This window comes from Snodgrassella sp. CS2, assembly GCF_050310315.1.
Classification (GTDB): domain Bacteria; phylum Pseudomonadota; class Gammaproteobacteria; order Burkholderiales; family Neisseriaceae; genus Snodgrassella; species Snodgrassella alvi_E.
In genome coordinates, this window is record NZ_JBNPBA010000001.1 from 1 (window position 1) to 21,553 (window position 21,553).

A 21,553-nucleotide genomic window follows, 5' to 3' on the forward strand; every position below is an offset into this window, starting at 1 on the left:
TTAAGTAAAACAAGGTTAGTGATTCTGACAGTCGTTAGTCTGTTATTAGAAGGGTGTAGTATATCGGACTGGTATAACGGTTATTATGCTGAAGGGGCTGCGATTATCAAAGGCCAAAAAGATAGGAATGCTTTTTATGATGCTGAGTCTCCGCAAATGAAAGAGCTGAGAAGAAAAAATCGAGATTATTGTCGAGAGCAAACATCGAAGCCGGAAAATCGGGTTGCAAGAACTGGATTTCCAAATGGAATTTTTAATTCAGGTATGTTCGAACTTTGTATGATAAATCGTGGAACTCCGACATATGAAGCTTATGGTTCAATGCTAGAAAAAAAACGTCGTGCTGAGCGCAGGGCGCGAGGTGAAATAGTTCCTGAACACCAATAAGAATGGAGGTAAAAAACGTCATGCAGTACCGCCTATGTAAAAAACGCTTATTAATTGTGACAGGAATCAGTCTGCTATTAGGTGGATGTAGTATATCGGATTGGTATAACGGTTATTATGCTGAAGGAGCTGCGATTATCAAAGGCCAAAAAGATAGGAATGCTTTTTATGATGCTGAGTCTCCGCAAATAAAAGATCTGAGAAAAAAAAATCAAGACTATTGCCTAGAGCTGGCAAATAAGCCGGAAAATCGGCTTCAAGAAAAAGGTTATCCAAATGGTGTATTTAATTAACCTTTGTTCCAAAGGTGTATGGAAAATCGCGGAACACCCACGTTTGAAACCTATCAATCGAATCGTGCGAAACAACGTGATGCTGAGCGTAGAGCACGAGGTGAAATAGTTCCATATTAAAACAATAGGAACTATACAGGGTACCGTTATCGACAAGTAAGGGCTAGATGGTAAAACGTCGCCAGATTAAACTGCCGATGAAAAGGAACATGGCCATTTATCCGCACCAACCCACCTTAATATAGGTGGGTTTTTTATGTGAAAAAGATATTATGGTTAATGCGAGATCACCGCAGGTGCCAACCGTGGCAAAGGACATGGCAACGGCGACGAAACCAGCTACCGCAACAGCCATATTGGAAGCAGCAGCGGCAACACCAGCCTCACCAGCGGCGGAGCCACCAACATCAAAGGCGCACAGGTAGCAGGTAAAGGCGTACAGATTGATGCAGCCGAACTAAATATCGAAAGCTTGCAGGACACCGCCAAATACAACAGCAAACAGCAGAATATCAGCGGGCAGGTCACCGTAGGCTATGGCGCCTCTGCCTCTGCCAGCTTCAGTAAAAGCAAAATCAAAGCCGATTATGCTGCTGTAACAGAACAAAGCGGCATCATTGCCGGTGACAATGGCTACCAGCTCAACATCAAAGGTAATACCGACCTCAAAGGTGCCATCATCACCTCTACCGCAGCAGCCGAAGCGGCAGGCAAAAACCAAGTAATTACCGGCAGCCTGACGAGCAGCGATATTCATAATCATAGTGATTACAGTGGTAGTAGTATTGGTATCGGTGCCAGTGGCAGCATTAGTGGATCAACACTGGGACAAAAACAGCCTACAGGTAACGACAAGATTAATCTGGCTAATCAAGGTGAAACGGGTGCCAGCAAGTCCCTTGGCTTCGGACACGATAGTGGCCATAGCAGCAGTACCACCCACAGCGGCATCAATACGAGCAATATCATCATCACGGATGCTGCTGCCCAGCAGCAGAAAACCGGCAAAAGCGTAGCCGAAACCATAGCTGGAATTCATACCGATACCAGCAGCGACAACTATGCGGATAAAGCCGGCTATCTAAGCAACAACTTTGACAAAGACAAAGTTCAGAAAGAGCTGGATACACAGCGTGAAGTAACACAGGAATTCCGCGCCAATATACAGGCTACCTCAGCAATGATAAACAGCAAAAAGGATAGCCTGAAAGAAAAACTGAAAGACGAAAACCTGACCTTATCAGAGCGGGAACAATACGAAAAAGAACTGTCGCAATGAAACACAGGCGGCTTACTGCTGAACGCCACCGGAGCAGGATTGGCCGCACCAACCAATAGCGTAGGGGGCATATTGGCAGCCACAGCCAGTTCTGTGGTTTTGTATCAAAGGGTCCAGGTAAAGGTATAAGTTATTAAATTTATATTAAAAACAGGAAAAATGTAATTTATAGTAAATTAGGAAATAAAATGAATTGGTTTTGGAAACATAAAATATTTAGCATATTTATGCTATTATTATTTTTAATAATTGGCTATATCATTTGGTTTGCATTTTTATTTACTGGAATAACTGATGATAAATATGGCAAATATATATTTAGGTACGATTATTATGGAGATTCTGTTTTCGAGTATGAACTTTTGGATGATAGTGATATCCATAATTATGTATATGTTCATGCACTTGTTCATGACTATGTAAAAGAAGGGGAAGATATATTCTTTACCTATGTAAATGGTACTTTTGATGATGGATTTTGTTATTACGATAAAAATTTATATTTGGGTAAAATAAATCTAAAAAAAAATAAATTAGAAAATAATATAAATATTCATCTGTATCCTAATACATATAAATTGTTATCTGATTTAAGTTCGACAGAGAAAAAATGGTTAAATACTTATTCTCATAAATGTCCAGAAAGAAAAAATAGGTAGCAAAGATAGAATGAAGGGCAAAGATGTCGGAATAGTAATTTGATGGGTCTGTAGGGTAATATAACAATTAAAGGCCATAAAACTATGACCCATAAAACTATATTCCCAAATAGTGTATGGAATCAAACCATGTACGAGCAATATATGGAAAAAAGAGGAACTCCAACGTATGGAGCTTACTTATCAGCAGAGCAAGTGAAGAAAAGAGATGCTGAGGGCAGGTGAGAGGTGAAATAGTCTTGTACAAGACTTGAAGAATAGTCCCATTAAACAAAGTTTACGAAGTAACAGCTTGATGTGCTGTGAATACCTAGCTAGAGCTGTTCAAACCCAAATCGTCTTCTTGGCAGATGCGCTCAAAACTATCAATAGCAACAATAACACTGGTGGCTTGTATTGGCTACCTAAGTAAGAATAATACGCCTTCAATTTGGTAGTCACACAGTATCGATGAACTGCAATTCGGGCATTGTGTAATGGTTGCATCGCCATATTGCGCACCGAATGCTTCTCTACATTCGGGATAAACGTCTGCTGCGGTTGTTGCAAATGTCAATTCGGGCAGGCCTGTATAAATCGAACTGTTGCCATAATTTCTTGTAACGACAACGCTCGTTTAGTTTTGGCTTTACAGTAGTTAAATAGGCTAAAAGATTCTTAGTAACGAGTTTATTATATTTATTATTTGGCGGAAGCGGTGAGATTCGAACTCACGGAGGGCTATCAACCCTCGACGGTTTTCAAGACCGTTGCATTAAACCGCTCTGCCACGCTTCCGTCTTTGAAGATGCGCATATTAGACGATAAATGCGCATTTGCCAAGTTTTTTATCTTAATAATTTACTGTTATCTGCTAAATCATTATTTTTATTTTTAATTAAATTTTATGAGTGATGTATTTCATCCCTTAAGAATACCCATTCTTTATCTGTAGATGATGCTTTGTCGAAATAGTAGCCTTCACAATCAAAATTTTTAAGTTGCTCTGGTTCACTTATCTTGTTTTGGGCAGCATAGCGCACAAATAAACCACGTGCACGCTTGGCATAAAAGCTGATTATTTTATAAGTACCGTTTTTCTGGTCTTTGAAAACGGGTGTAATTACTGGTGCAGATAATTCTGGTGGCTGAATGGCTTTGAAATACTCCTGTGACGCCAGATTAATTAATACTTTGTCGTGAGCAGCCTGCATATTTTTTTCTAATGTATAGGTAATAGTGTTTCCCCAGAATGCATATAAATCCTTACCGTGTTCATTTGCCAGTTTGGTGCCCATTTCCAGCCGATAAGGCTGAATTAGATCCAGAGGCTTTAATAAACCATACAGACCGGAAAGTATACCTAGATGCAGTTGTATATAATTTAAAGCCTCAGGGGATAATGTAGTGGCATCAAGGCCTTCATAAACATCACCATTAAACAAATAGACTGCTTGTTTTGCATTTTCTAGAGTAAAAGGAGGCTGCCAGTCATTAAAACGCCAGGCATTCTGCACTGCAAGTTTGTCCGAAATACCCATTAATTCGGCGATATCATGCGGAGCCAGCTGTTTTAATACTGGTATTAATTGTCTGGCCTGTGTCAGTAGCTCAGGTTGGGTATGTTTGCGGGTTAAATTTACTTTTTTTTCATTCAGTTTTTTTGCAGGTGAAATCACAAAGTACATATTTTTTCCTTTTGCCTAGATATAACTGTGAATATGAGAATTCTGTATTCCAAAGTTTAGAAATTTAGCTGTATATACTGGTGTGGGAAGTCTGGTACAAAGAATACTACATTCCTGAATCTGATTAGCTGGTTATTTGCATAATCCTAAAAAAAACGGCACAATTCTTTACTCATATTTATAGATTAACTTAATTATTATGTCTACATTGCATTTGCACCCAGAAACTATTGCGATCAGGGGTGCTAAGGAACAAACCACATATAATGAGCATAATTCTGCTTTGTTTTTAACCAGTAGTTTTATGTTTGATAGTGCTGAGGCCGGTGCGGCTCTATTTGCTGGTTCAGTACCGGGTTATACCTATACTCGTACCAATAACCCAAATGTTGCCGCTTTTCAGGCACGAGTAGCTCAGCTGGAGCAGGCTGAAGCGGGTTTGGCAGCTTCTACAGGAATGGCTGCTATTAACGCAGTTTTTTTGGCTTTGCTGAAAGCCGGTGATCATCTGGTTGCTAGTAAAAGTTTGTTTGGTACCACAATAGGTTTACTGAATAATATTCTGCCTCGTTTTGGCATTGAAGTAACATTGGTTAGCCAAACTGATACTGATGAATGGCAGGCAGCTATGCGTCCTAATACGCGTATGCTGTTTGTGGAAACACCATCTAATCCGCTAAATGAATTGGCTGATATTGGAAAACTAGCAGAAATTGCGCACACTAATCAGGCTTTGCTGGTGGTGGATAACAGTTTTCTTTCTCCCGCATTACAGCAACCTTTGGCTCTGGGCGCTGATATTTCCGTACAATCTGCTACTAAGGCAATTGATGGCCACGGGCGAGTGATGGGTGGCGTAATTTGTGGCAGTGAAGCCTTGATTAATGAAATTTTTCAGCACGTACGTACTACTGGGGAGGTGTTGTCACCTTTTAATGCGTGGGTGTTGCTAAGTGGATTGGAAACATTATATGTCCGCATGGAAAAACAATGTGCTAATGCATTAGAAGTGGCTCAGTTCCTGTCTACGCAACCACAAGTAGTGGCTGTTCATTACACTGGGCTGGCAAATCATCCTCAAAAAGCTTTGGTGCGCAAGCAGCAGCAGGGTGGCGGTATAGTGGTAGCTTTTGAAGTAAAAGGTGGAGAGCAGGCAGCATGGCAGGTGATTGATGCTTTAACGTTGTTTAGTAAAACGGGTAATCTCGGAGATGTAAAATCTACTGTGACGCATCCATGGACGACTACGCATGGTCGCATGACTCCTGAAGCTAAACTAGATGCAGCTATTCAGCCTGGATTGATTCGTTTATCGATTGGACTGGAACATGCGGTGGATTTAAAGGCTGATCTAGCCAATGCTCTGAAAATGATTACTATGTAATACAATAATAGTATAATTTTCAGAAGTATATTTGAGAACTAATGCGTGTGTAGAGTTGTATTCATCCTTGGGTATAATTCATCTATTGCAATGATAGACGATTGGCTATATGGTATATAGACAATGTGATAATAAAGGAAACCATAATGAGTAGTGATTTAATTGTTCATATAGGCGATGGAAATTTTGCAAATGAAGTTTTACAGTCAGATGTCCCAGTATTGTTGGATTTTTGGGCACCATGGTGCGGTCCATGTAAAATGATTGCCCCGATATTGGACGATTTGGCTGCCGAATATCAGGGGAAGTTGAAAATTGTAAAGCTAAATGTAGATGAAAATCAGGAAACGCCTGCAAAATTTGGAGTTCGTGGTATTCCTACCCTTATGATTTTTAAAAATGGTTCCAGTGTCGCAACTAAAGTTGGTGCCTTGAATAAAGGGCAATTAGAAGCTTTTATTAATGCTTCTCTGTAGTTGTTAATTTCTGCTGTTTATTTATGTCCTTGAATAATAATAATGGTTTAAGTTTGTTTATTTGACTTATAAGAACTGCATTATTCAAGGACATAAATTTCTTCGACTTTGATTAGCCGGTGATATTTATTGATATATCTCAAACTAAAAATTGATTAGCCTTAATAGAACCAAGAATAGATTGAAATCAATTTTTAAATTTTTGTCATTTATTTATACTGTAGATAATAAATAATTTGATATTCGCTTTAATCAAATAGTTTTTTTTGTATAATTTGACTTGATAGCAATTAAATTTAAGAAATTTATAAAACTTTAATTATTTATTTTTAATATCCTTAAAATAACGAAAATTATAATAAAAATTATACTATCTTAGTTGTCTATTAAGTGTAAAAACATTGTAAACATATTAATGCATTTTAGTTAAATATGATTATATATGTTAAATATATTCGAATATATTTTTGGAATATCATTTTATTGGCATTTTATTTTACTGATAATGTTTAATTTGAATTAATATTCAATTTTATTGTTTAAATAAATGTAATTTTAGCGTTTTATTTCTTTTTTGGCGCATGAGTTAACTTTATTGTTCAAGCATGCTGGCTTTTGTTAGAATGATTTTGTGATATTTCATTCGTAATTAAACGAAAGCGAGAGCGCTATGAATCAAGAATCAAGAGCCTCAGTGTCTCCTCCCAGTGGTAAAGAATCCAATCTATTAAATAAAACATTTGTGATAGCTTGGTTAATCTGTGCCATTTTCTATTTTGTCCAATATGCATTGCGTTCTGCACCCAGTATTATGCAGACAGAAATAATTGCCACTTTGGAAATAAGTAAAGTTGAAATGGCCGGTATTATTGGCCTGTATTTCTATTCTTATGCTTTTTTTGCGCTGGTATCCGGTGTATTGTTGGATCGAATTGGGCCACGTTTTACAGCTTCATTGGGTATTATTTTAGTTGCTATTGGATGTGTGCTGTTTTGCTCGGGTACAGTAATTACTGCTCAGAGTGGACGTTTCCTTCAAGGTGCGGGTTCTGGGCTAGCTTTTACCAGTGCAGTATTTTTAGCTACACGCGGTTTTCCCAAAAAATGGCTGGCTACTGCCGTTGGTATGACACAATGCTTTGGTATGCTGGGCGGTTTTATGGGGCAGGCTGTAGTCTCTCCAATTATAAAAAATCAGATTTTGACCTGGCAGATGTTCTGGATGGTGGCCGCTGGTGTGCTGGCAGTAATATTCTTTGCTTCAGTGTTCATTACTCCACGTACACGGGAAGGAAAAATTGACTGGACTGGGCTCAGCCATCCTTATTTGGTAGTGCTGAAAAATCCTCAATCGTATATCTGTGCCTTTATTGGGGCTATGATGTTCTTGCCTACTAATGTGGGAAATATTGCCTGGGGTAATCAGTTTTTACAAGAGGGTCTGAGCGCCAGTAGTGATGTGGCGTTGCGTTTGGCTATGGTACCTTTAGGCTGGGTGGTTGGTTGTCCAGTTCTGGGCTATTTATCAGATGTAATCGGACGCCGTAAACCTGTTGTAATGGGTAGTATAATTGCTATGGGCATTACCGGTGGTCTGATTGTGTATTTGCCTAATGCGATGCCCCCTTATATTATGGGTTTTCTATTTGGGGTTGCTTCAGGCGCTGCTATGATCCCTTATACTATGATTAAAGAAGTTAATCCAGATGAAGTGAAGGGTACGGCTACAGGCGTGATTAACTTTTTCGTGTTTGTTATTAGTGCGATTATGACGAATCTTTTCAGTATATTGATTGATCATTTGGCTGGGGCTGAAGGTCAGTTGAATCTGAAAGTTTTCCAGAATGCTGATATCGTGTTTGTAGTCGGATTAATTCTAGCTTTTATTATGACGATATTCGTTCGTGAAACCGGCAGTAAGGCAAAAGGTTAATTGATTCTGCTGTGTTGTAGATATTTTATCTATTCCCAAAACGGCTACCAAAATGGTAGCCGTCTGTATTTTTAAAATCGGGCAATCTATATATATAGGAATTTAAACTTGTTTATGCCCATTCTAAATCAGGATTTTGCGCTATTACAGCTTTGAATTGAGTAATAATGCTGTCCAGAGCTTGCTGATCATCAGCCTCAAAACGCAGGACTAAGACAGATGTGGTATTAGATGCGCGCATTAGTCCGAAGCCGTTTTCAAACTCTATTCTTAATCCATCAATGGTAATGCGTTTTACTTCTCCGCTGAACTCAGCTGTTTTAGCCAGATTGGATATGATTTCGTGTCCTGATTGACCGGCAGGTACGGCAATGTTAATTTCAGGCGTAGATATACCTTCAGGTAAGGCATTTAAAACCGCGGATGGATCTTCTGTAGCGGATAATATTTCCAGTAATCGTGCACCGGCGTATAAGCCATCATCAAATCCTAACCAGCGTTCTTTAAAAAATACATGGCCACTCATTTCACCAGCAAGCAATGCACCGTGTTCTTTGATAGCGGCTTTAATAAAGCTATGTCCGGTTTTACTCATGATGGCTTCACCACCATGTTGTTCAATCCACGGTTTTAATAATCGGGTTGATTTTACATCATAGATAATTTTCGCTTTAGGGTTTCGAGTTAGTACATCAGCAGCAAACAACATTAGCTGCCGGTCTGGATAGATGATTTGGCCATCTTTGGTGACTACACCTAAACGATCACCATCACCGTCAAAAGCCAGTCCTATTTCAGCGTCGCTGCTGTGTAATGCTTGAATTAAATCCTGCAGGTTAGCTGGCTTGGCAGGATCAGGATGATGATTAGGAAAATGGCCATCTACTTCGCAGAATAATTCTTTCACCTCACAACCAAGCGCACGATACAAGTCACCTGCAAAGGCTCCGGCTACGCCGTTTCCCGCATCAATTACGATTTTCATTGGGCGCTTAAGCTGTACCTGATTGCTTATGTAAGTAATGTATTCTCTTGCTATAGGCAAAGGAACCACATTGCCACTATGTTCTGCATTGGCAGCAAGTTGTTCGGACTCAATTATTGTGCGTAATGTTTGTATATCGTCGCCGGCAAGCGTGGTGCCACCTAGCATCATTTTAAAACCATTATAATCTGGTGGATTATGACTTCCGGTGATCATGATGCCGCTGCCCTGACAATGCTCTACTGCGGCAAAATACAGCATGGGTGTAGCTACCATTCCTACATCAATTACGTTGATACCACAGGCAGTGATGCCTTGAATTAAGCTAGCTGCCAGTATTGGACCTGAAAGCCGGCCGTCACGGCCAAGAGCAATCTGGCTGATGCCTTTGCTTAGTGCTACTGTGGCTATGGCGCGGCCAATCAGTTCAGCTGTATCTTTGTTTAAAGACACATCAACTACACCGCGGATATCATAGGCTTTGAATATGCTGGCATCTATCTGATTTGAAGTCATGTGTATTTTCCTGAATAATTGTGCTCAGTTAATCTGAGTTAGGTCTGATGCTGGTATGGCTGATTCGTGCAATGTATTTTGGGAATCAGGTTTTATTGGTTGGAGCTGGTAAGCCAAAATGGCTGTAGCTAAGTTCTGTTGCCATGCGTCCGCGAGGTGTACGTTGTAAAAAACCCTGCTGAATTAAATAGGGCTCTATTACATCTTCTATGGTATCGGTTGATTCACCGATTGCTGCTGCAATATTGTCAAGACCTACTGGTCCACCAGAAAATTTATAGAGAATCGCTTCAAGATATTTGCAATCCATTACATCAAGTCCAGATTGATCGATATCCAGCATTTTTAACGCGGCATCTGCAATTTCTGCATTGATTTTTCCTTCATGTTTCACTTCGGCATAATCGCGTACGCGGCGCAACAGGCGATTAGCAATGCGAGGTGTGCCACGGCTGCGTCTGGCAATTTCAGCTGCACCTGTATTGTCGATATGAAGTTGTAATAGCTGTGCAGAACGGGTCACAATTGTTGTTAAGTCATTATTATTATAAAACTCTAGACGAGAAACGATACCGAAACGATCGCGCAATGGATTTGTAAGCATCCCTGCGCGCGTGGTGGCACCTACCAGAGTGAAAGGAGGCAAGTCTATTTTCACCGAACGTGCTGCCGGCCCTTCACCAATCATGATGTCCAATTGGTAGTCTTCCAGTGCGGGATACAGTATTTCTTCTACTACAGGGTTTAAGCGATGGATTTCATCTATAAAAAGGACATCGTGTGGCTCGAGATTAGTCAGAATGGCAGCGAGATCGCCTGCGCGTTCCAGCACAGGGCCTGATGTCTGGCGCAAACTTACGCTAAGCTCATGGGCAATGATATGAGCAAGAGTAGTCTTGCCCAAACCGGGTGGGCCAAATAAAAGGGTGTGATCCAGTGCCTCTTTTCGTATTTTGGCCGCCTGTATAAAGATAGAAAGCTGTTCTTTAGCTTTGTGCTGGCCGATATAGTCTGTTAATGCGCGCGGCCGTAATGCACGCTCCAGCTGCTCTTCCTGAGCGGAGACATTTTGTGGGCTGATAACCCGCTGTGGTTTTGCACCGGAAAGTTGGTCTGTTTGTAGCATGGCTGAATAAAAAATTAAATTATAGCAATATTGGCTTAATGCCAAAGTTAATCGAAACAGACAAGATAAAATTTAGATTTTAAACAGGTGTGCACATGCTGGCAAAAATTTTGAAATAATTGGGAAAGGTTTTATTAACGCACTGAGGATCATCGATATAGACCGACGTTCCCAAAAGACTAACTAATGAAAAGCACATTGCCATGCGATGATCATCATAGGTACTGATATGTATATCGGATTGTAATGTAGTTGGTGGTGTAATGCTGATACTGTCTTCAGTTTCAATTATTTTAGCACCAAGTTTGCGCAATTCTGTTGCCATGGCTGAAATGCGATCAGTTTCTTTAACACGCCAACTGGCAATATTTCGAATGCGACAGGTATTTTTACAGGCCAGTGCAATGATGGCTAAAGTCATGGCTGCATCTGGAATATTGTTGGCATCAATGTCAAATGGTAAGATTTCTTGCTCAGGTGAACGGGATATTTCTATAAATTGGTTTCCCCGGCTAACACGTGCTCCGATTTTTTCAAGTTCATGTACAAAAGCTATATCTCCTTGAATACTATTGGCATCTATGCCATTTACGCGTATGGGTTGGCCAGATAAAAGTCCGGCTGCGAGGAAATAGGAAGCACTTGATGCATCACCTTCAACAAATAATTTTTCTTGAGCATGGTAATGTTGACCTGCCGGTAGCTGAAATATCTGAAAATTTTTATGGGTTATTTGTACTCCGAATTGTTGCAACAATTTAAGAGTGATAGCGATATAGGGTTTTGAAATTAATTCACCTACTACTTTGATGGTATAAGCTTGTCCGGTTAAGGGTAAAGCCATCAGTAATGCTGTCAAAAATTGACTGGAGACATTACCTTTAATACTGAGGAGATGATTGGTCGGAGTTTGGGCTGGATATATTTGTAACGGTGGATAACCTGTTTTTCCTTTATATTCAATAATTGAGCCGGCTGTTTTTAACGCATCGACCAAGTCACCGATCGGGCGTTCATGCATACGTGCTACACCGTGTAAATAGTACTCCCCACCCATAATTGCTAGTACAGCAGTTAAGGGTCTAAAAGCAGTGCCTGCATTCCCCAGAAATAATTCTGCTTGCTGTTGTGAAAACTTACCATTACATCCGTATATTCGCAGATTCAACCCTGATTCTTTTTCTGCAGTGGGTAGCTGCTCAATTTTAACACCCAATATTTTCAATGCATTCAGCATATGTAGAGTATCGTCAGAATCCAGCACATCGTATATTTCGCTTGTATTGTCCGCTAGAGCCGCCAGAAGCAAAGTTCGGTTGCTGATGCTTTTCGAACCGGGTAAGTTAATGGTAGAGGCATGACAAGTGCTGGATGTTAAATGCAGTGTATTCATTCAGGTATTAATAAATTTTCAGGATTAGCTTGCAAGTTTATCAGTTAATTGTGCGGGCGGATATGCTAAAAAAGAATGGATTTAGGCAAAGTTAAACATGAAAATGCATAATAAGTGGTTAAATATAAAACCAGTAAGTATTAGTTAGATTAGGTATAATATTAGACTTGTTAGTATCTTAAAATAAAAGTCAGTTAGTATGAAATTTAAATTTGATTGGCACTGGTCCAAACTCAGTACACTTTGGTTAATCATGATATTGAGTGTGCCTTTCGCGCAGCAATTGCACATTCCTCCTGATTTTGTTTCCAAAGTTGAAGAAGGGCAGACGCTGTTTCTGCTTTTTTGTTTCTTATTTACTTTTTTTTCAACTATTTGCAGTGGGTTGTCCGGTAAGAAAAAAGCGTTTTGGTTATGGGCATCATTATGGTGGCTTTTGTTGCTTGGACGTGACCAGAATTGGGGCAGGCAGACATTTCCCGGGTATGAACACGCGGTATATCACACAATAGCAGCAATATTGATTCTCGGGTTAATCTTGATGCTGGTTTGGCCTCGTTTACGTGAAGGAATTGTTTATTATTACCAGCAACCTTTTCCTGTTTGGAATTTTTTGCTGGCTGCGGCGGGTTTTCTACTTGCTGATGCCATTGAACGTGGTCGTTGGATTTCACAGTTTATTCTTTTCAATTCTGCTTATGATGACTTGTTGGAAGAATTGTATGAATGCCCTTTTATGCTTGCTTTATTCACTGTATCTGCTGTAATGCAGTGGCGTACCATTTTACAGATGAAGAAATCCTTAAAACAAGTTGAAGCACATTGATAAATCTAAAATTAGAATATATAGATGCCAATAACTGCTTTCAAACATTATGCTAAAGGTTTGAACCAGACTGGAAATCTTTAACAGCGGTTAAAGTACATTGGGTGTGATTGGGCATTTTTGATTATCAGTTATCTCGAAGATACTGGTCATTGAAAAAATTTTGTACAATATATAAAAGATGTACTTAATAAAGGAAGAATATGGTGGCGAAACAACTTGAGCCACGTTTGAAAGTAATTGCAATTGATGGTCCAAGTGCATCTGGAAAAGGGACTGTGGCAGCAAGAGTAGCAAATGTTCTCAATAGAGATTATTTGGATTCTGGAGCTTTGTACCGGTTGACTGCACTCTATGCTCGGCAACAGCATATTAATTGGCAGGATGAATCAGGTGTTGCAGTGTTGGCAAAGAATCTACCTGTAATTTTCCACAATAAATGTATTTTGCTTGATAGTAAGGATGTAACAGCAGAGATTCGTGCCGAGGATATTGGTATGGGAGCCTCCGCAGTTGCTGCTTTACCGGCAGTGCGAGACGCATTATTGCAACGTCAGCGCAGTTTTCTGACTTCCAAAGGATTGGTGGCAGATGGCAGAGATATGGCTACAGTCGTATTTCCTCAGGCTGAACTGAAAATATTTCTTACAGCCAGTGCTACGGTACGAGCACAACGGCGTGCCTTGCAGTTTGGAATTGCCAATAATGGTATCGAATATCAGCAGATACTGGCTGATATCGAAAAACGTGATCAGACAGACCGCACCCGATTAGTGGCTCCGCTTAAACCTGCTTGTGATGCCAAAATTCTTGATACATCTCTACTTACTATTGAAGAAAGTGTAGAAAAAGTACTTGATTGGTATCGAAAAATCTAAAAATAAGGTATAATTCTCGGATTTTGTACACAGTGCTAAGTGTGTTCGCCAATACAAGAGCATTTTAGTACTGTATCAAATAATTGTTTTACATATTTATATTTTGCACTGGTGTATGTATTTATTATATTGGTCGCAATTAAATTAATAGTATTGCTGGCACAGTCAGGGTGTGCCGGTTTTGATTAACTAACTTTCGTATCCCCTGGCGATACTTGTTTGAGAACATATATATATGACTATGGAAAATTTTGCCCAGTTGCTGGAAGAAAGTTTCACCTTGCAAGAGATGAATCCCGGCGAAGTCATCACCGCAGAAGTTGTTGCCATAGACAATAATTTCGTCACTGTGAATGCCGGTCTGAAATCAGAATCTCTGATTGATGTGAGCGAATTCAAGAATGCAGCGGGCGAGATTGAGGTTAAAGTTGGCGATTTTGTCACTGTAACCATTGAATCTGTGGAAAATGGTTTTGGTGAAACCAAACTTTCACGTGAAAAAGCTAAGCGTGCGGCAGACTGGATTAAGCTGGAAGAAGCCATGGAAAATGGTGAAATTCTGTCTGGCGTAATTAACGGTAAAGTCAAAGGCGGCCTGACTGTAATGATCAACAGCATCCGTGCTTTCCTGCCTGGTTCGCTGGTAGATGTTCGTCCGGTTAAAGATACTTCTCACTTTGAAGGTAAAGAAATTGAATTCAAAGTAATTAAGCTGGATAAACGTCGCAACAACGTTGTTGTTTCACGCCGTGCTGTATTGGAAGAAACACTTGGTGAAGAACGTAAAGCACTGCTGGAAAATCTGAAAGAAGGTTCTGTAGTAAAAGGTATTGTGAAAAATATCACTGACTACGGTGCATTCGTTGACTTGGGCGGTATTGATGGTCTGTTGCACATCACTGATTTGGCTTGGCGCCGAGTTAAGCACCCAAGTGAAGTGCTGGAAGTTGGTCAGGAAGTTGAAGCCAAAGTACTTAAATTCGATCAGGAACGCAGCCGTGTATCTCTGGGTCTGAAACAGCTGGGTGAAGATCCGTGGAATGGTCTGGCTCGTCGCTATCCGCAAGGTACTCGCCTATTTGGTAAGGTAACTAACCTTACTGACTACGGTGCATTTGTGGAAATCGAGCAGGGTATTGAAGGTCTGGTACACGTTTCTGAAATGGACTGGACGAATAAGAATGTTCATCCAAGTAAAGTCGTTCAGATGGGTGATGAAGTCGAAGTGATGATTCTTGAAATTGATGAAGATCGTCGTCGCATTTCCCTAGGTATGAAGCAGTGTCAGGCTAATCCATGGCAGGAATTCGAATCCAATCATGAAAAAGGCGATAAAATCAAAGGGGTAGTAAAATCTATTACTGACTTCGGTGTATTTGTCGGCTTGCCTGGTGGTATCGATGGTCTAGTGCACCTGTCTGATCTTTCATGGACTGATGGCGGTGAAGAAGCCGTACGCCAGTTCAAGAAAGGTGAAGAAGTTGAAGCCGTGGTTCTGGCTATCGATGTAGACAAAGAACGTATTTCTCTGGGTGTGAAACAACTGGCAGGTGATCCGTTCAGCAACTATGTTAGCGTAAATGACAAAGGCAGTATTGTAACCGGTAAAGTAAAATCACTGGATGCTAAAGGCGCTGTCATTGCATTGGCAGATGATGTTGAAGGCTATCTACGTGCATCAGAAGTTTCTAATGATCGCGTTGAAGACATTCGCAATGTTTTGAAAGAAGGCGATGATGTTGAAGCTGTGATTACTACAGTAGATCGTAAAAACCGCAACATCAATTTGTCTATCAAAGCGAAAGATGCACAGGAAAATACTGCTGCTCTGCGTTCATTATCAGCTAACAATGCCTCAGCTGGTACCACCAGTCTGGGTGATTTGTTAAAAGCTAAATTATCTGGTGAAAGCGAATAAGCGGTTATGACGAAGTCGGAGTTAATGATTCGCTTGGCGGAGTTATATACTGTTAATAATGATAGTACCATTTTAAATGCTAAGGATGTCGAACAAAGTATCAAGATTCTCGTTGATACAATGACTCGTGCTTTGGCAAAAGGCCAGCGAATCGAAATTCGCGGATTTGGTAGCTTTGATCTGAACCATCGTCCAGCTCGCATTGGTCGTAATCCTAAAACGGGTGAAAAAGTTTCGGTACCTGAAAAATATGTACCTCACTTCAAACCTGGCAAGGAATTACGTGAACGCGTAGACAAAGCGCTACTGTCTGCGGACAAGTAATACTTTTTTATTTGAGATAGACGTTAACGCCGCAGTTTCTGCGGCGTATTTTTATTTTTGGGTGGTCGAAGCTTTAATGAGTGTGCTATGGTTACGTCTTTTAACTTTTGCCTTATACGCTCTTACCTCAGAAGAAAACAAACAATATGACCACATCCGTCTTTGTTGCTCCCGAATTTAATAATCAAAGTCCTCTGTCTTGGTATCAGGCTGCAGAGCAGAAACCTGGATTTATACATGATGCCGCTCAGTTGCGGGCTATTAAACAACTTGACAGGCTCTGGACAGAGTTAATGATGTTTAAACGCAAGCGTAATCGATTTTTAGGACGCAGCTTACGTTCACCTCGGGCACCCAAAGGATTATATATGTATGGAGGTGTTGGACGTGGTAAAAGCTTTTTAATGGATGTGTTTTTTGGTTGCTTACCTTATCGGCGTAAACGCCGAGTCCATTTTCACGCGTTTATGGCAGAAGTGCAGCAACGTCTGAAAGAGCATCATAGTCAGGCCAATCCATTACATGCGGTGGCAGAGGATATTGCTCGTGAGGTTAGGGTATTATGCTTTGATGAATTTCATGTCAGTGATATCGCTGATGCAATGATTCTCGGACGCTTGCTGGAAGGCCTGTTTGAGCAAGGCGTGGTTATGGTGGCTACATCTAATTATGCTCCAGCAGATCTTTATTATCAGGGTCAAAACCGTTCCAGTTTTTTACCAACTATTGCATTGATTGAAAAAGAACTGACAATTCTAAATGTTGATGGTGGTGAAGATTATCGCATGCGATCGCTCAAGCCTGCTGATATATTTTACATACCGGCAGATACAGCTAGCGAGAAAAAACTAGGGGATATTTTTCATAAAATAAATGGTCAGCAGCCAATCACTGGCGGAGATATTGAAATATTGGGCCGGAAACTGTCCTATAAAGCAATATCTGATTCAACGATTTGGTTTGATTTTGAAACTTTATGCTGTGGACCGCGTTCACAGAATGATTATCTGGAGCTGGCGCAAAAATTTCGCGTACTGATTTTATCTGCTATACCGAAGATGGGTCCTGCTCAGATGGCAGAAGCCCGTCGTCTCACTTGGCTTATTGATGTATTGTATGATTATCGAATCAAACTCTGTGCCAGTTGTGATGTGCCAATAGATAATATATATACGGAAGGTGACTTTGCTAATGAATTTACCCGAACGGCCAGCCGTCTGACAGAAATGCAGTCTGAAGAATATTTAAACTTGCCTCATCTTACTTTAGATAAAGAAACTGTACATTTAGGAAAAGATATTAAATAAAGCGGAAATTTGTTAAAATGACAAAAACAGTCTTACGCATTATTTGCGCCTAAAAATATGTATTTTTATTAATTTGAATATAATGGAAACAAACATGGCTATCGAACGTACTTTATCTATTGTTAAACCTGATGCAGTTGCAAAAAACGTTATTGGACAGATTTACAGCCGATTCGAAAATAATGGTTTGAAAATTATCGCTGCAAAAATGAAACATTTGTCTAAAGCTGAGGCAGAAGGTTTTTATGCTGTACACAAAGAACGTCCTTTTTTTGGTGAACTGGTGAATTTTATGATTAGTGGTCCGGTGATGATCCAGGTACTGGAAGGAGAAGGTGCGGTCGCTAAAAATCGTGAGCTCATGGGTGCAACTAATCCGAAAGAAGCAGCAGCCGGAACTATTCGAGCTGATTTTGCTGATTCAATCGATGCTAATGCTGTGCATGGCTCTGATAGCCTTGAAAATGCAGCCACAGAAATTGCTTATTTTTTTGCTGCCGATGAATTGTGCACGCGCTAAAATAGTTTGTATATGAATTGAATTAGTCCACCTATAGAGGTGGACTAATTTGTAACTATATATGTTAACTGGAGAAATGAGATGTCTGATTTTTTTAATTTACCAGCTTTAAAATCACTTTCTGTACAAACATTTAACGAAACAAAACCATTTCCGAACCATCTATTTAAGGAAATTTTGTTACCAGAAGCATTTAATAATTTATATAATAATTTTCCAAGTCTTGAATTGTTTGAAAAACATGTTAATAGACCACGTGGAAAAAGTGGTCAGCGACCTCACAACCGTTATTATCTGGCTTTTGAGAAATCTATATATCATAAAAATGACCAGTCTGGACCAGGCGTTACCAAAATAGAACAATTACCTGAAGTTTGGCAAGAGTTTGTTCGGGAGGTACAAACTTTTGAGCCATATCAGGAGTTTTTAAGACGGTATTTAAATCTTGATGAATATGAGATTCGGTATGCATGGCATGTTGGTGAAACAGGTTCTGAAGTTTCACCACATTGTGATAGTTTTGACAAAATCGGAACACATATTTTTTATTTTAATACTTCAGCAGACTGGGAAATAGAATGGGGTGGTTCAATATTGGCTCTCAGTGGAAAAAAAACAGCCAAAACTAACCCAGATATTAGTGATTTTGAAAGTGTGGAAGGCTTTGATATACGTGATAACAGCAGTTTCCTTTTCAAAAATACTGCTGATGGTTGGCATGCTACTGAAGTCTTAACTTGTCCGCCTAATCATTATCGTCGTTTGTTTAATGTGATAGTTCAAAAGAAAAAAACTGAGAAAACACTAAAAAAAGTATGGCATTTTTTGTCTGGTAAAAATTAAAGAATTGTATAAATTGTTGAATAAATTTGTATTATCAGCATAATGTTTTAGATTAGTTTGTTTTGTAGCATTTGTTACGTAATTTATTTGTATTTTCCAGATGAAAACCAATTTGCTAAATTTTGACTTACCCGGCTTAACCGCCCACTTTGCTCAGATGGGGGAGAAGCCATTTCGTGCCAAGCAGGTTATGCGCTGGATGCACCCAGGGGGTGTGGCTGATTTTACAGATATGACTGATCTGGCCAAATCATTACGCCATAAATTATTGGATAAGGCAGAAATTAAAGTGCCTGATCTTTTGGTAGAGCAAAAATCTGCAGATGGTACCTGTAAATGGTTGTTAGACGTAGGTACAGGCAATGGTGTGGAAACAGTTTTTATTCCTGAAGATAGTAGGGGAACTTTATGTATTTCTTCACAGGTTGGTTGTGCTTTAGAATGCTTATTTTGCTCAACAGGCCGACAGGGTTTTAATCGTAACCTCACTACTGCAGAAATTATCGGTCAGCTTTGGTGGGCAAATAAAGCGCTTGGTGTGACACCTAAGGATGAAAGAGTGATTTCCAATGTGGTAATGATGGGGATGGGCGAACCTTTAGCAAACTTTGAAAATGTAGTTACAGCGTTGAGTATAATGCTTGATGACCATGGGTATGGCTTGTCCCGTCGCCGTGTGACAGTGTCTACTTCGGGCATGGTGCCACAAATGGATCGATTGAAGGATGTGATGCCTGTAGCTCTTGCTATTTCATTGCATGCTTCAAATGATGAGGTTCGAGATCATTTGATACCATTGAATAAAAAATATCCGCTTAGCCAATTAATGGCAGCATGTCAGCGGTATTTGGCTAAAGCTCCACGTGATTTTATTACTTTTGAATATATCATGTTAAAGGGTGTCAATGATGAACCTCAACACGCACGCGAATTGATTGAGCTGGTTAAAGATGTGCCTTGTAAATTCAATCTGATTCCGTTTAATCCATTCATTAATTCTGGTTTTGAACGATCGACTAACGAGCGCATCCGTGTTTTTAGAGAAATATTACTGGAAGCAGGTTTTGTTGTTACAGTCAGAAAAACTCGTGGTGATGATATTGATGCAGCATGTGGTCAGCTTGCTGGCAAAGTAAAAGATAAAACTCGGCGTCAACAAAAATGGCAGCTTGTACAGGGGTAATTTGATGAAAAAAAAACTTGGATCAATTTTACTGATGACTGTAATTTTATCAGCTTGTGCTACTCAAACTCTGGATAAAAAGCCAACTGCTGCTCAGCGAGCACGCGAGGTAGCTCAAATTAAAACCCAGCTGGCAGTAGAATATCTAAGAAATAAAAATTATAGACAGGCTGTAGAATCCATTGATGAAGCTATAAAAAATAATAGTAGCTCCCTTGATGCTTGGTTAATTCGTGCGCAAATCTGGCAGTATTTGAAAGAGCCGGCTAAGGCAGAAGAAAGTTTTCAGCGAGCGCTTTCTTTGGCTCCAGACAGTGCTGAAGTTAATAATAATTTCGGCTGGTTTGTTTGTGATGTTCTTAAGAAGCCAAATGCATCCATTTCATATTTTGATAAGGCTTTATCAGATCCGACTTATCCTACACCGGAAGTTGCTCAGTTTAATAAAGGAATCTGTAGTAGTCGGATGGGACAGTATCAGCTGGCAAACAGTTATTTTGAGCGAGCTTTGGCAGCTAATCCTAATTTTATTGCTGCTAAGAAAGAAATGGCTCGTAATGATTTGCAATCAGGTAGTGTTTCAGAAGCCAATTATCTGTTTAAACAATATCAAAGTCAGGTAAATAGTTTATCTGCTGATGATTTGTTACTTGGATGGAGAATTGAAAAATCTCTTGGTAATATGCAAGCGGCTTATGAATATGAAGCACAATTGCGTAATAATTTCCCTTATTCTGCTGAATTAGAGCAGGTTTCTACAGGAAAATTCTAATGAATGAGCAAACCAAAAATCTCGATTCCAGCCCGAATGCCGCTGTCACTTTGGGAGCATTATTATCTCAGGCAAGAAAGCAAAAAGGCTTATCTGTTGGTGAGGTTGCAGAGCGTTTAAAATTACCAGCCAGACAGATTGAGGCAATGGAAAGTGGCAGTTATAAAGGTTTGCCGGAAGCGGTATTCATTAAAGGTTTTTTGAGTTCCTATGCACGCTTGCTGGAGCTGGATGAGTCAGAATTTAAGCAATATCTGCAGCAGATTTTTCCATCCGGACAACGCTATTCCACATCAGACAGTAGCAAAGTGTTATCTTCAGAATTAGATTTTCAGGATAAACCACAACGTCGCCATTTTCCACGTTGGCTTATTGCATTGCTGGTGCTGATTATCATTGGTGCAGTGGTATATGCTTGGCAAAGTAAATCAACATCTGAAAATGCCAAACAGGCTGCTACAGCCAGTCAGGAAGTCTCTGCGCAAACTGCGTCCATTAGTGATATTGCAGCTAGTAATATTCGTGTGGTACCGATGCCTGCTAGTGAACAAGTCAGCAGTACTGCATCGACTACAGTGATCAGCGCCAGTCAGCCCCAGGAAGCTAATACCAATACTAATGCATCACAGCCTGTTGCTGCTGATTCAGAGGCGTTGCTTATCAAGCTTGAAAATAAATCTTGGTTACAAGTGAGTGACAAAAATGGCAAAGTATTAATCAGCCAGGTTGTCGATGCAGGAAGCACTCAACAATTTAGCGGCAGTGCTCCTTATAAAGTTATTATTGGTTATACACCCGGGGCCAGCATCAAGTTTGCTGGCAAAGATGTTATTATTCCTCAAAATAAAAAAAGAACTGCTGTAGTTATGGTAGGTGGTAATTGA

The 21,553-nt window shown here is 40.0% G+C and carries 22 protein-coding genes and 1 tRNA gene; 17 read left to right on the top strand and 6 right to left on the bottom strand.

The genetic code is table 11. The features are described 5' to 3' along the window. From ACQP6D_RS00005 to ACQP6D_RS00020, 4 genes are all read left to right on the top strand, one after another. Positions 1-387 (top strand): hypothetical protein (locus tag ACQP6D_RS00005; protein WP_427857125.1); only part of this gene is annotated, 387 nt, incomplete at its 5' end. Between the two features lie 20 nt (positions 388-407). Continuing rightward, positions 408-680: a hypothetical protein gene (locus ACQP6D_RS00010; protein WP_427857126.1), complete on the top strand. Its 273-nt coding sequence runs from the start codon at positions 408-410 to the stop codon at positions 678-680. Positions 681-966: 286 nt separating this feature from the next. Further along, a complete protein-coding gene (locus ACQP6D_RS00015; RefSeq protein ID WP_427857455.1) occupies positions 967-1,959 on the top strand; it encodes a hemagglutinin repeat-containing protein in 993 nt (330 codons plus the stop codon). Between the two features lie 188 nt (positions 1,960-2,147). After that, a complete protein-coding gene (locus tag ACQP6D_RS00020; protein WP_267403405.1) occupies positions 2,148-2,618 on the top strand; it encodes a hypothetical protein in 471 nt (156 codons plus the stop codon). 400 nt (positions 2,619-3,018) lie between these two features. On the opposite strand, the gene ACQP6D_RS00025 is transcribed toward ACQP6D_RS00020, so the two are convergent. The 3 genes from ACQP6D_RS00025 to yaaA form a co-directional block, all read right to left on the bottom strand. After that, positions 3,019-3,174, bottom strand: a complete 156-nt coding sequence (locus ACQP6D_RS00025; protein WP_427857127.1) for a DUF2321 domain-containing protein — start codon at positions 3,172-3,174, stop codon at positions 3,019-3,021. Positions 3,175-3,304: 130 nt separating this feature from the next. Next, positions 3,305-3,395: transfer RNA gene (locus tag ACQP6D_RS00030), tRNA-Ser, on the bottom strand. Positions 3,396-3,502: 107 nt separating this feature from the next. Next, complete coding sequence (gene yaaA / locus ACQP6D_RS00035) at positions 3,503-4,285, bottom strand: peroxide stress protein YaaA (RefSeq protein ID WP_427857128.1); 783 nt, start codon at positions 4,283-4,285, stop codon at positions 3,503-3,505. 199 nt (positions 4,286-4,484) lie between these two features. Between yaaA and ACQP6D_RS00040 the strand changes: the two genes are divergently transcribed. The 3 genes from ACQP6D_RS00040 (at position 4,485) to ACQP6D_RS00050 (ending at position 8,078) form a co-directional block, all read left to right on the top strand. Next, positions 4,485-5,669, top strand: a complete 1,185-nt coding sequence (locus ACQP6D_RS00040; RefSeq protein WP_370387321.1) for an O-succinylhomoserine sulfhydrylase — start codon at positions 4,485-4,487, stop codon at positions 5,667-5,669. Positions 5,670-5,815: 146 nt separating this feature from the next. Then, on the top strand, positions 5,816-6,145 hold the full coding sequence (gene trxA, locus ACQP6D_RS00045) for a thioredoxin TrxA (protein WP_100140927.1): 330 nt from the start codon (positions 5,816-5,818) through the stop codon (positions 6,143-6,145). A gap of 694 nt (positions 6,146-6,839) precedes the next feature. Continuing rightward, positions 6,840-8,078, top strand: a complete 1,239-nt coding sequence (locus ACQP6D_RS00050) for an MFS transporter (protein ID WP_267390458.1) — start codon at positions 6,840-6,842, stop codon at positions 8,076-8,078. 112 nt (positions 8,079-8,190) lie between these two features. Here ACQP6D_RS00050 and ACQP6D_RS00055 read toward each other — a convergent pair whose 3' ends face one another. From ACQP6D_RS00055 to aroA, 3 genes are all read right to left on the bottom strand, one after another. Further along, entirely contained in the window at positions 8,191-9,579 is a 1,389-nt protein-coding gene (locus tag ACQP6D_RS00055; RefSeq protein WP_427857129.1) for a phosphomannomutase/phosphoglucomutase, read from the bottom strand. Positions 9,580-9,664: 85 nt separating this feature from the next. Beyond that, positions 9,665-10,705: a Holliday junction branch migration DNA helicase RuvB gene (gene ruvB, locus ACQP6D_RS00060; protein WP_427857130.1), complete on the bottom strand. Its 1,041-nt coding sequence runs from the start codon at positions 10,703-10,705 to the stop codon at positions 9,665-9,667. A gap of 79 nt (positions 10,706-10,784) precedes the next feature. After that, positions 10,785-12,098, bottom strand: coding sequence for a 3-phosphoshikimate 1-carboxyvinyltransferase (aroA, locus tag ACQP6D_RS00065; RefSeq protein ID WP_427857131.1), 1,314 nt, complete (start codon positions 12,096-12,098; stop codon positions 10,785-10,787). A gap of 199 nt (positions 12,099-12,297) precedes the next feature. Here aroA and ACQP6D_RS00070 point away from each other — a divergent pair, with 199 nt between their 5' ends. The 10 genes from ACQP6D_RS00070 to ACQP6D_RS00115 all read left to right on the top strand — a co-directional run bounded on the left by ACQP6D_RS00070 (position 12,298) and on the right by ACQP6D_RS00115 (position 21,553). Next, on the top strand, positions 12,298-12,924 hold the full coding sequence (locus ACQP6D_RS00070; protein ID WP_427857132.1) for a hypothetical protein: 627 nt from the start codon (positions 12,298-12,300) through the stop codon (positions 12,922-12,924). A gap of 203 nt (positions 12,925-13,127) precedes the next feature. Further along, entirely contained in the window at positions 13,128-13,802 is a 675-nt protein-coding gene (gene cmk / locus ACQP6D_RS00075) for a (d)CMP kinase (protein WP_267403417.1), read from the top strand. A gap of 235 nt (positions 13,803-14,037) precedes the next feature. Then, positions 14,038-15,720, top strand: coding sequence for a 30S ribosomal protein S1 (rpsA, locus tag ACQP6D_RS00080; RefSeq protein ID WP_267390452.1), 1,683 nt, complete (start codon positions 14,038-14,040; stop codon positions 15,718-15,720). Positions 15,721-15,726: 6 nt separating this feature from the next. After that, positions 15,727-16,044, top strand: a complete 318-nt coding sequence (locus ACQP6D_RS00085; RefSeq protein ID WP_100140935.1) for an integration host factor subunit beta — start codon at positions 15,727-15,729, stop codon at positions 16,042-16,044. A gap of 146 nt (positions 16,045-16,190) precedes the next feature. Continuing rightward, positions 16,191-17,351, top strand: coding sequence for a cell division protein ZapE (gene zapE, locus ACQP6D_RS00090; protein ID WP_267390451.1), 1,161 nt, complete (start codon positions 16,191-16,193; stop codon positions 17,349-17,351). Positions 17,352-17,445: 94 nt separating this feature from the next. Next, entirely contained in the window at positions 17,446-17,871 is a 426-nt protein-coding gene (gene ndk / locus ACQP6D_RS00095; RefSeq protein WP_100152677.1) for a nucleoside-diphosphate kinase, read from the top strand. Between the two features lie 81 nt (positions 17,872-17,952). After that, positions 17,953-18,714, top strand: coding sequence for a hypothetical protein (locus ACQP6D_RS00100; RefSeq protein WP_100152676.1), 762 nt, complete (start codon positions 17,953-17,955; stop codon positions 18,712-18,714). 100 nt (positions 18,715-18,814) lie between these two features. After that, the gene (gene rlmN / locus ACQP6D_RS00105) at positions 18,815-19,897 is read left to right on the top strand and encodes a 23S rRNA (adenine(2503)-C(2))-methyltransferase RlmN (protein WP_427857133.1); all 1,083 of its coding nucleotides are present in this window, start codon (positions 18,815-18,817) and stop codon (positions 19,895-19,897) included. A 4-nt stretch (positions 19,898-19,901) separates the two neighbouring features. Next, positions 19,902-20,669, top strand: a complete 768-nt coding sequence (gene pilW / locus ACQP6D_RS00110; protein WP_267390447.1) for a type IV pilus biogenesis/stability protein PilW — start codon at positions 19,902-19,904, stop codon at positions 20,667-20,669. Next, complete coding sequence (locus tag ACQP6D_RS00115; protein WP_267390446.1) at positions 20,669-21,553, top strand: RodZ domain-containing protein; 885 nt, start codon at positions 20,669-20,671, stop codon at positions 21,551-21,553. The genes pilW and ACQP6D_RS00115 overlap by 1 nt, the downstream gene beginning before the upstream one ends.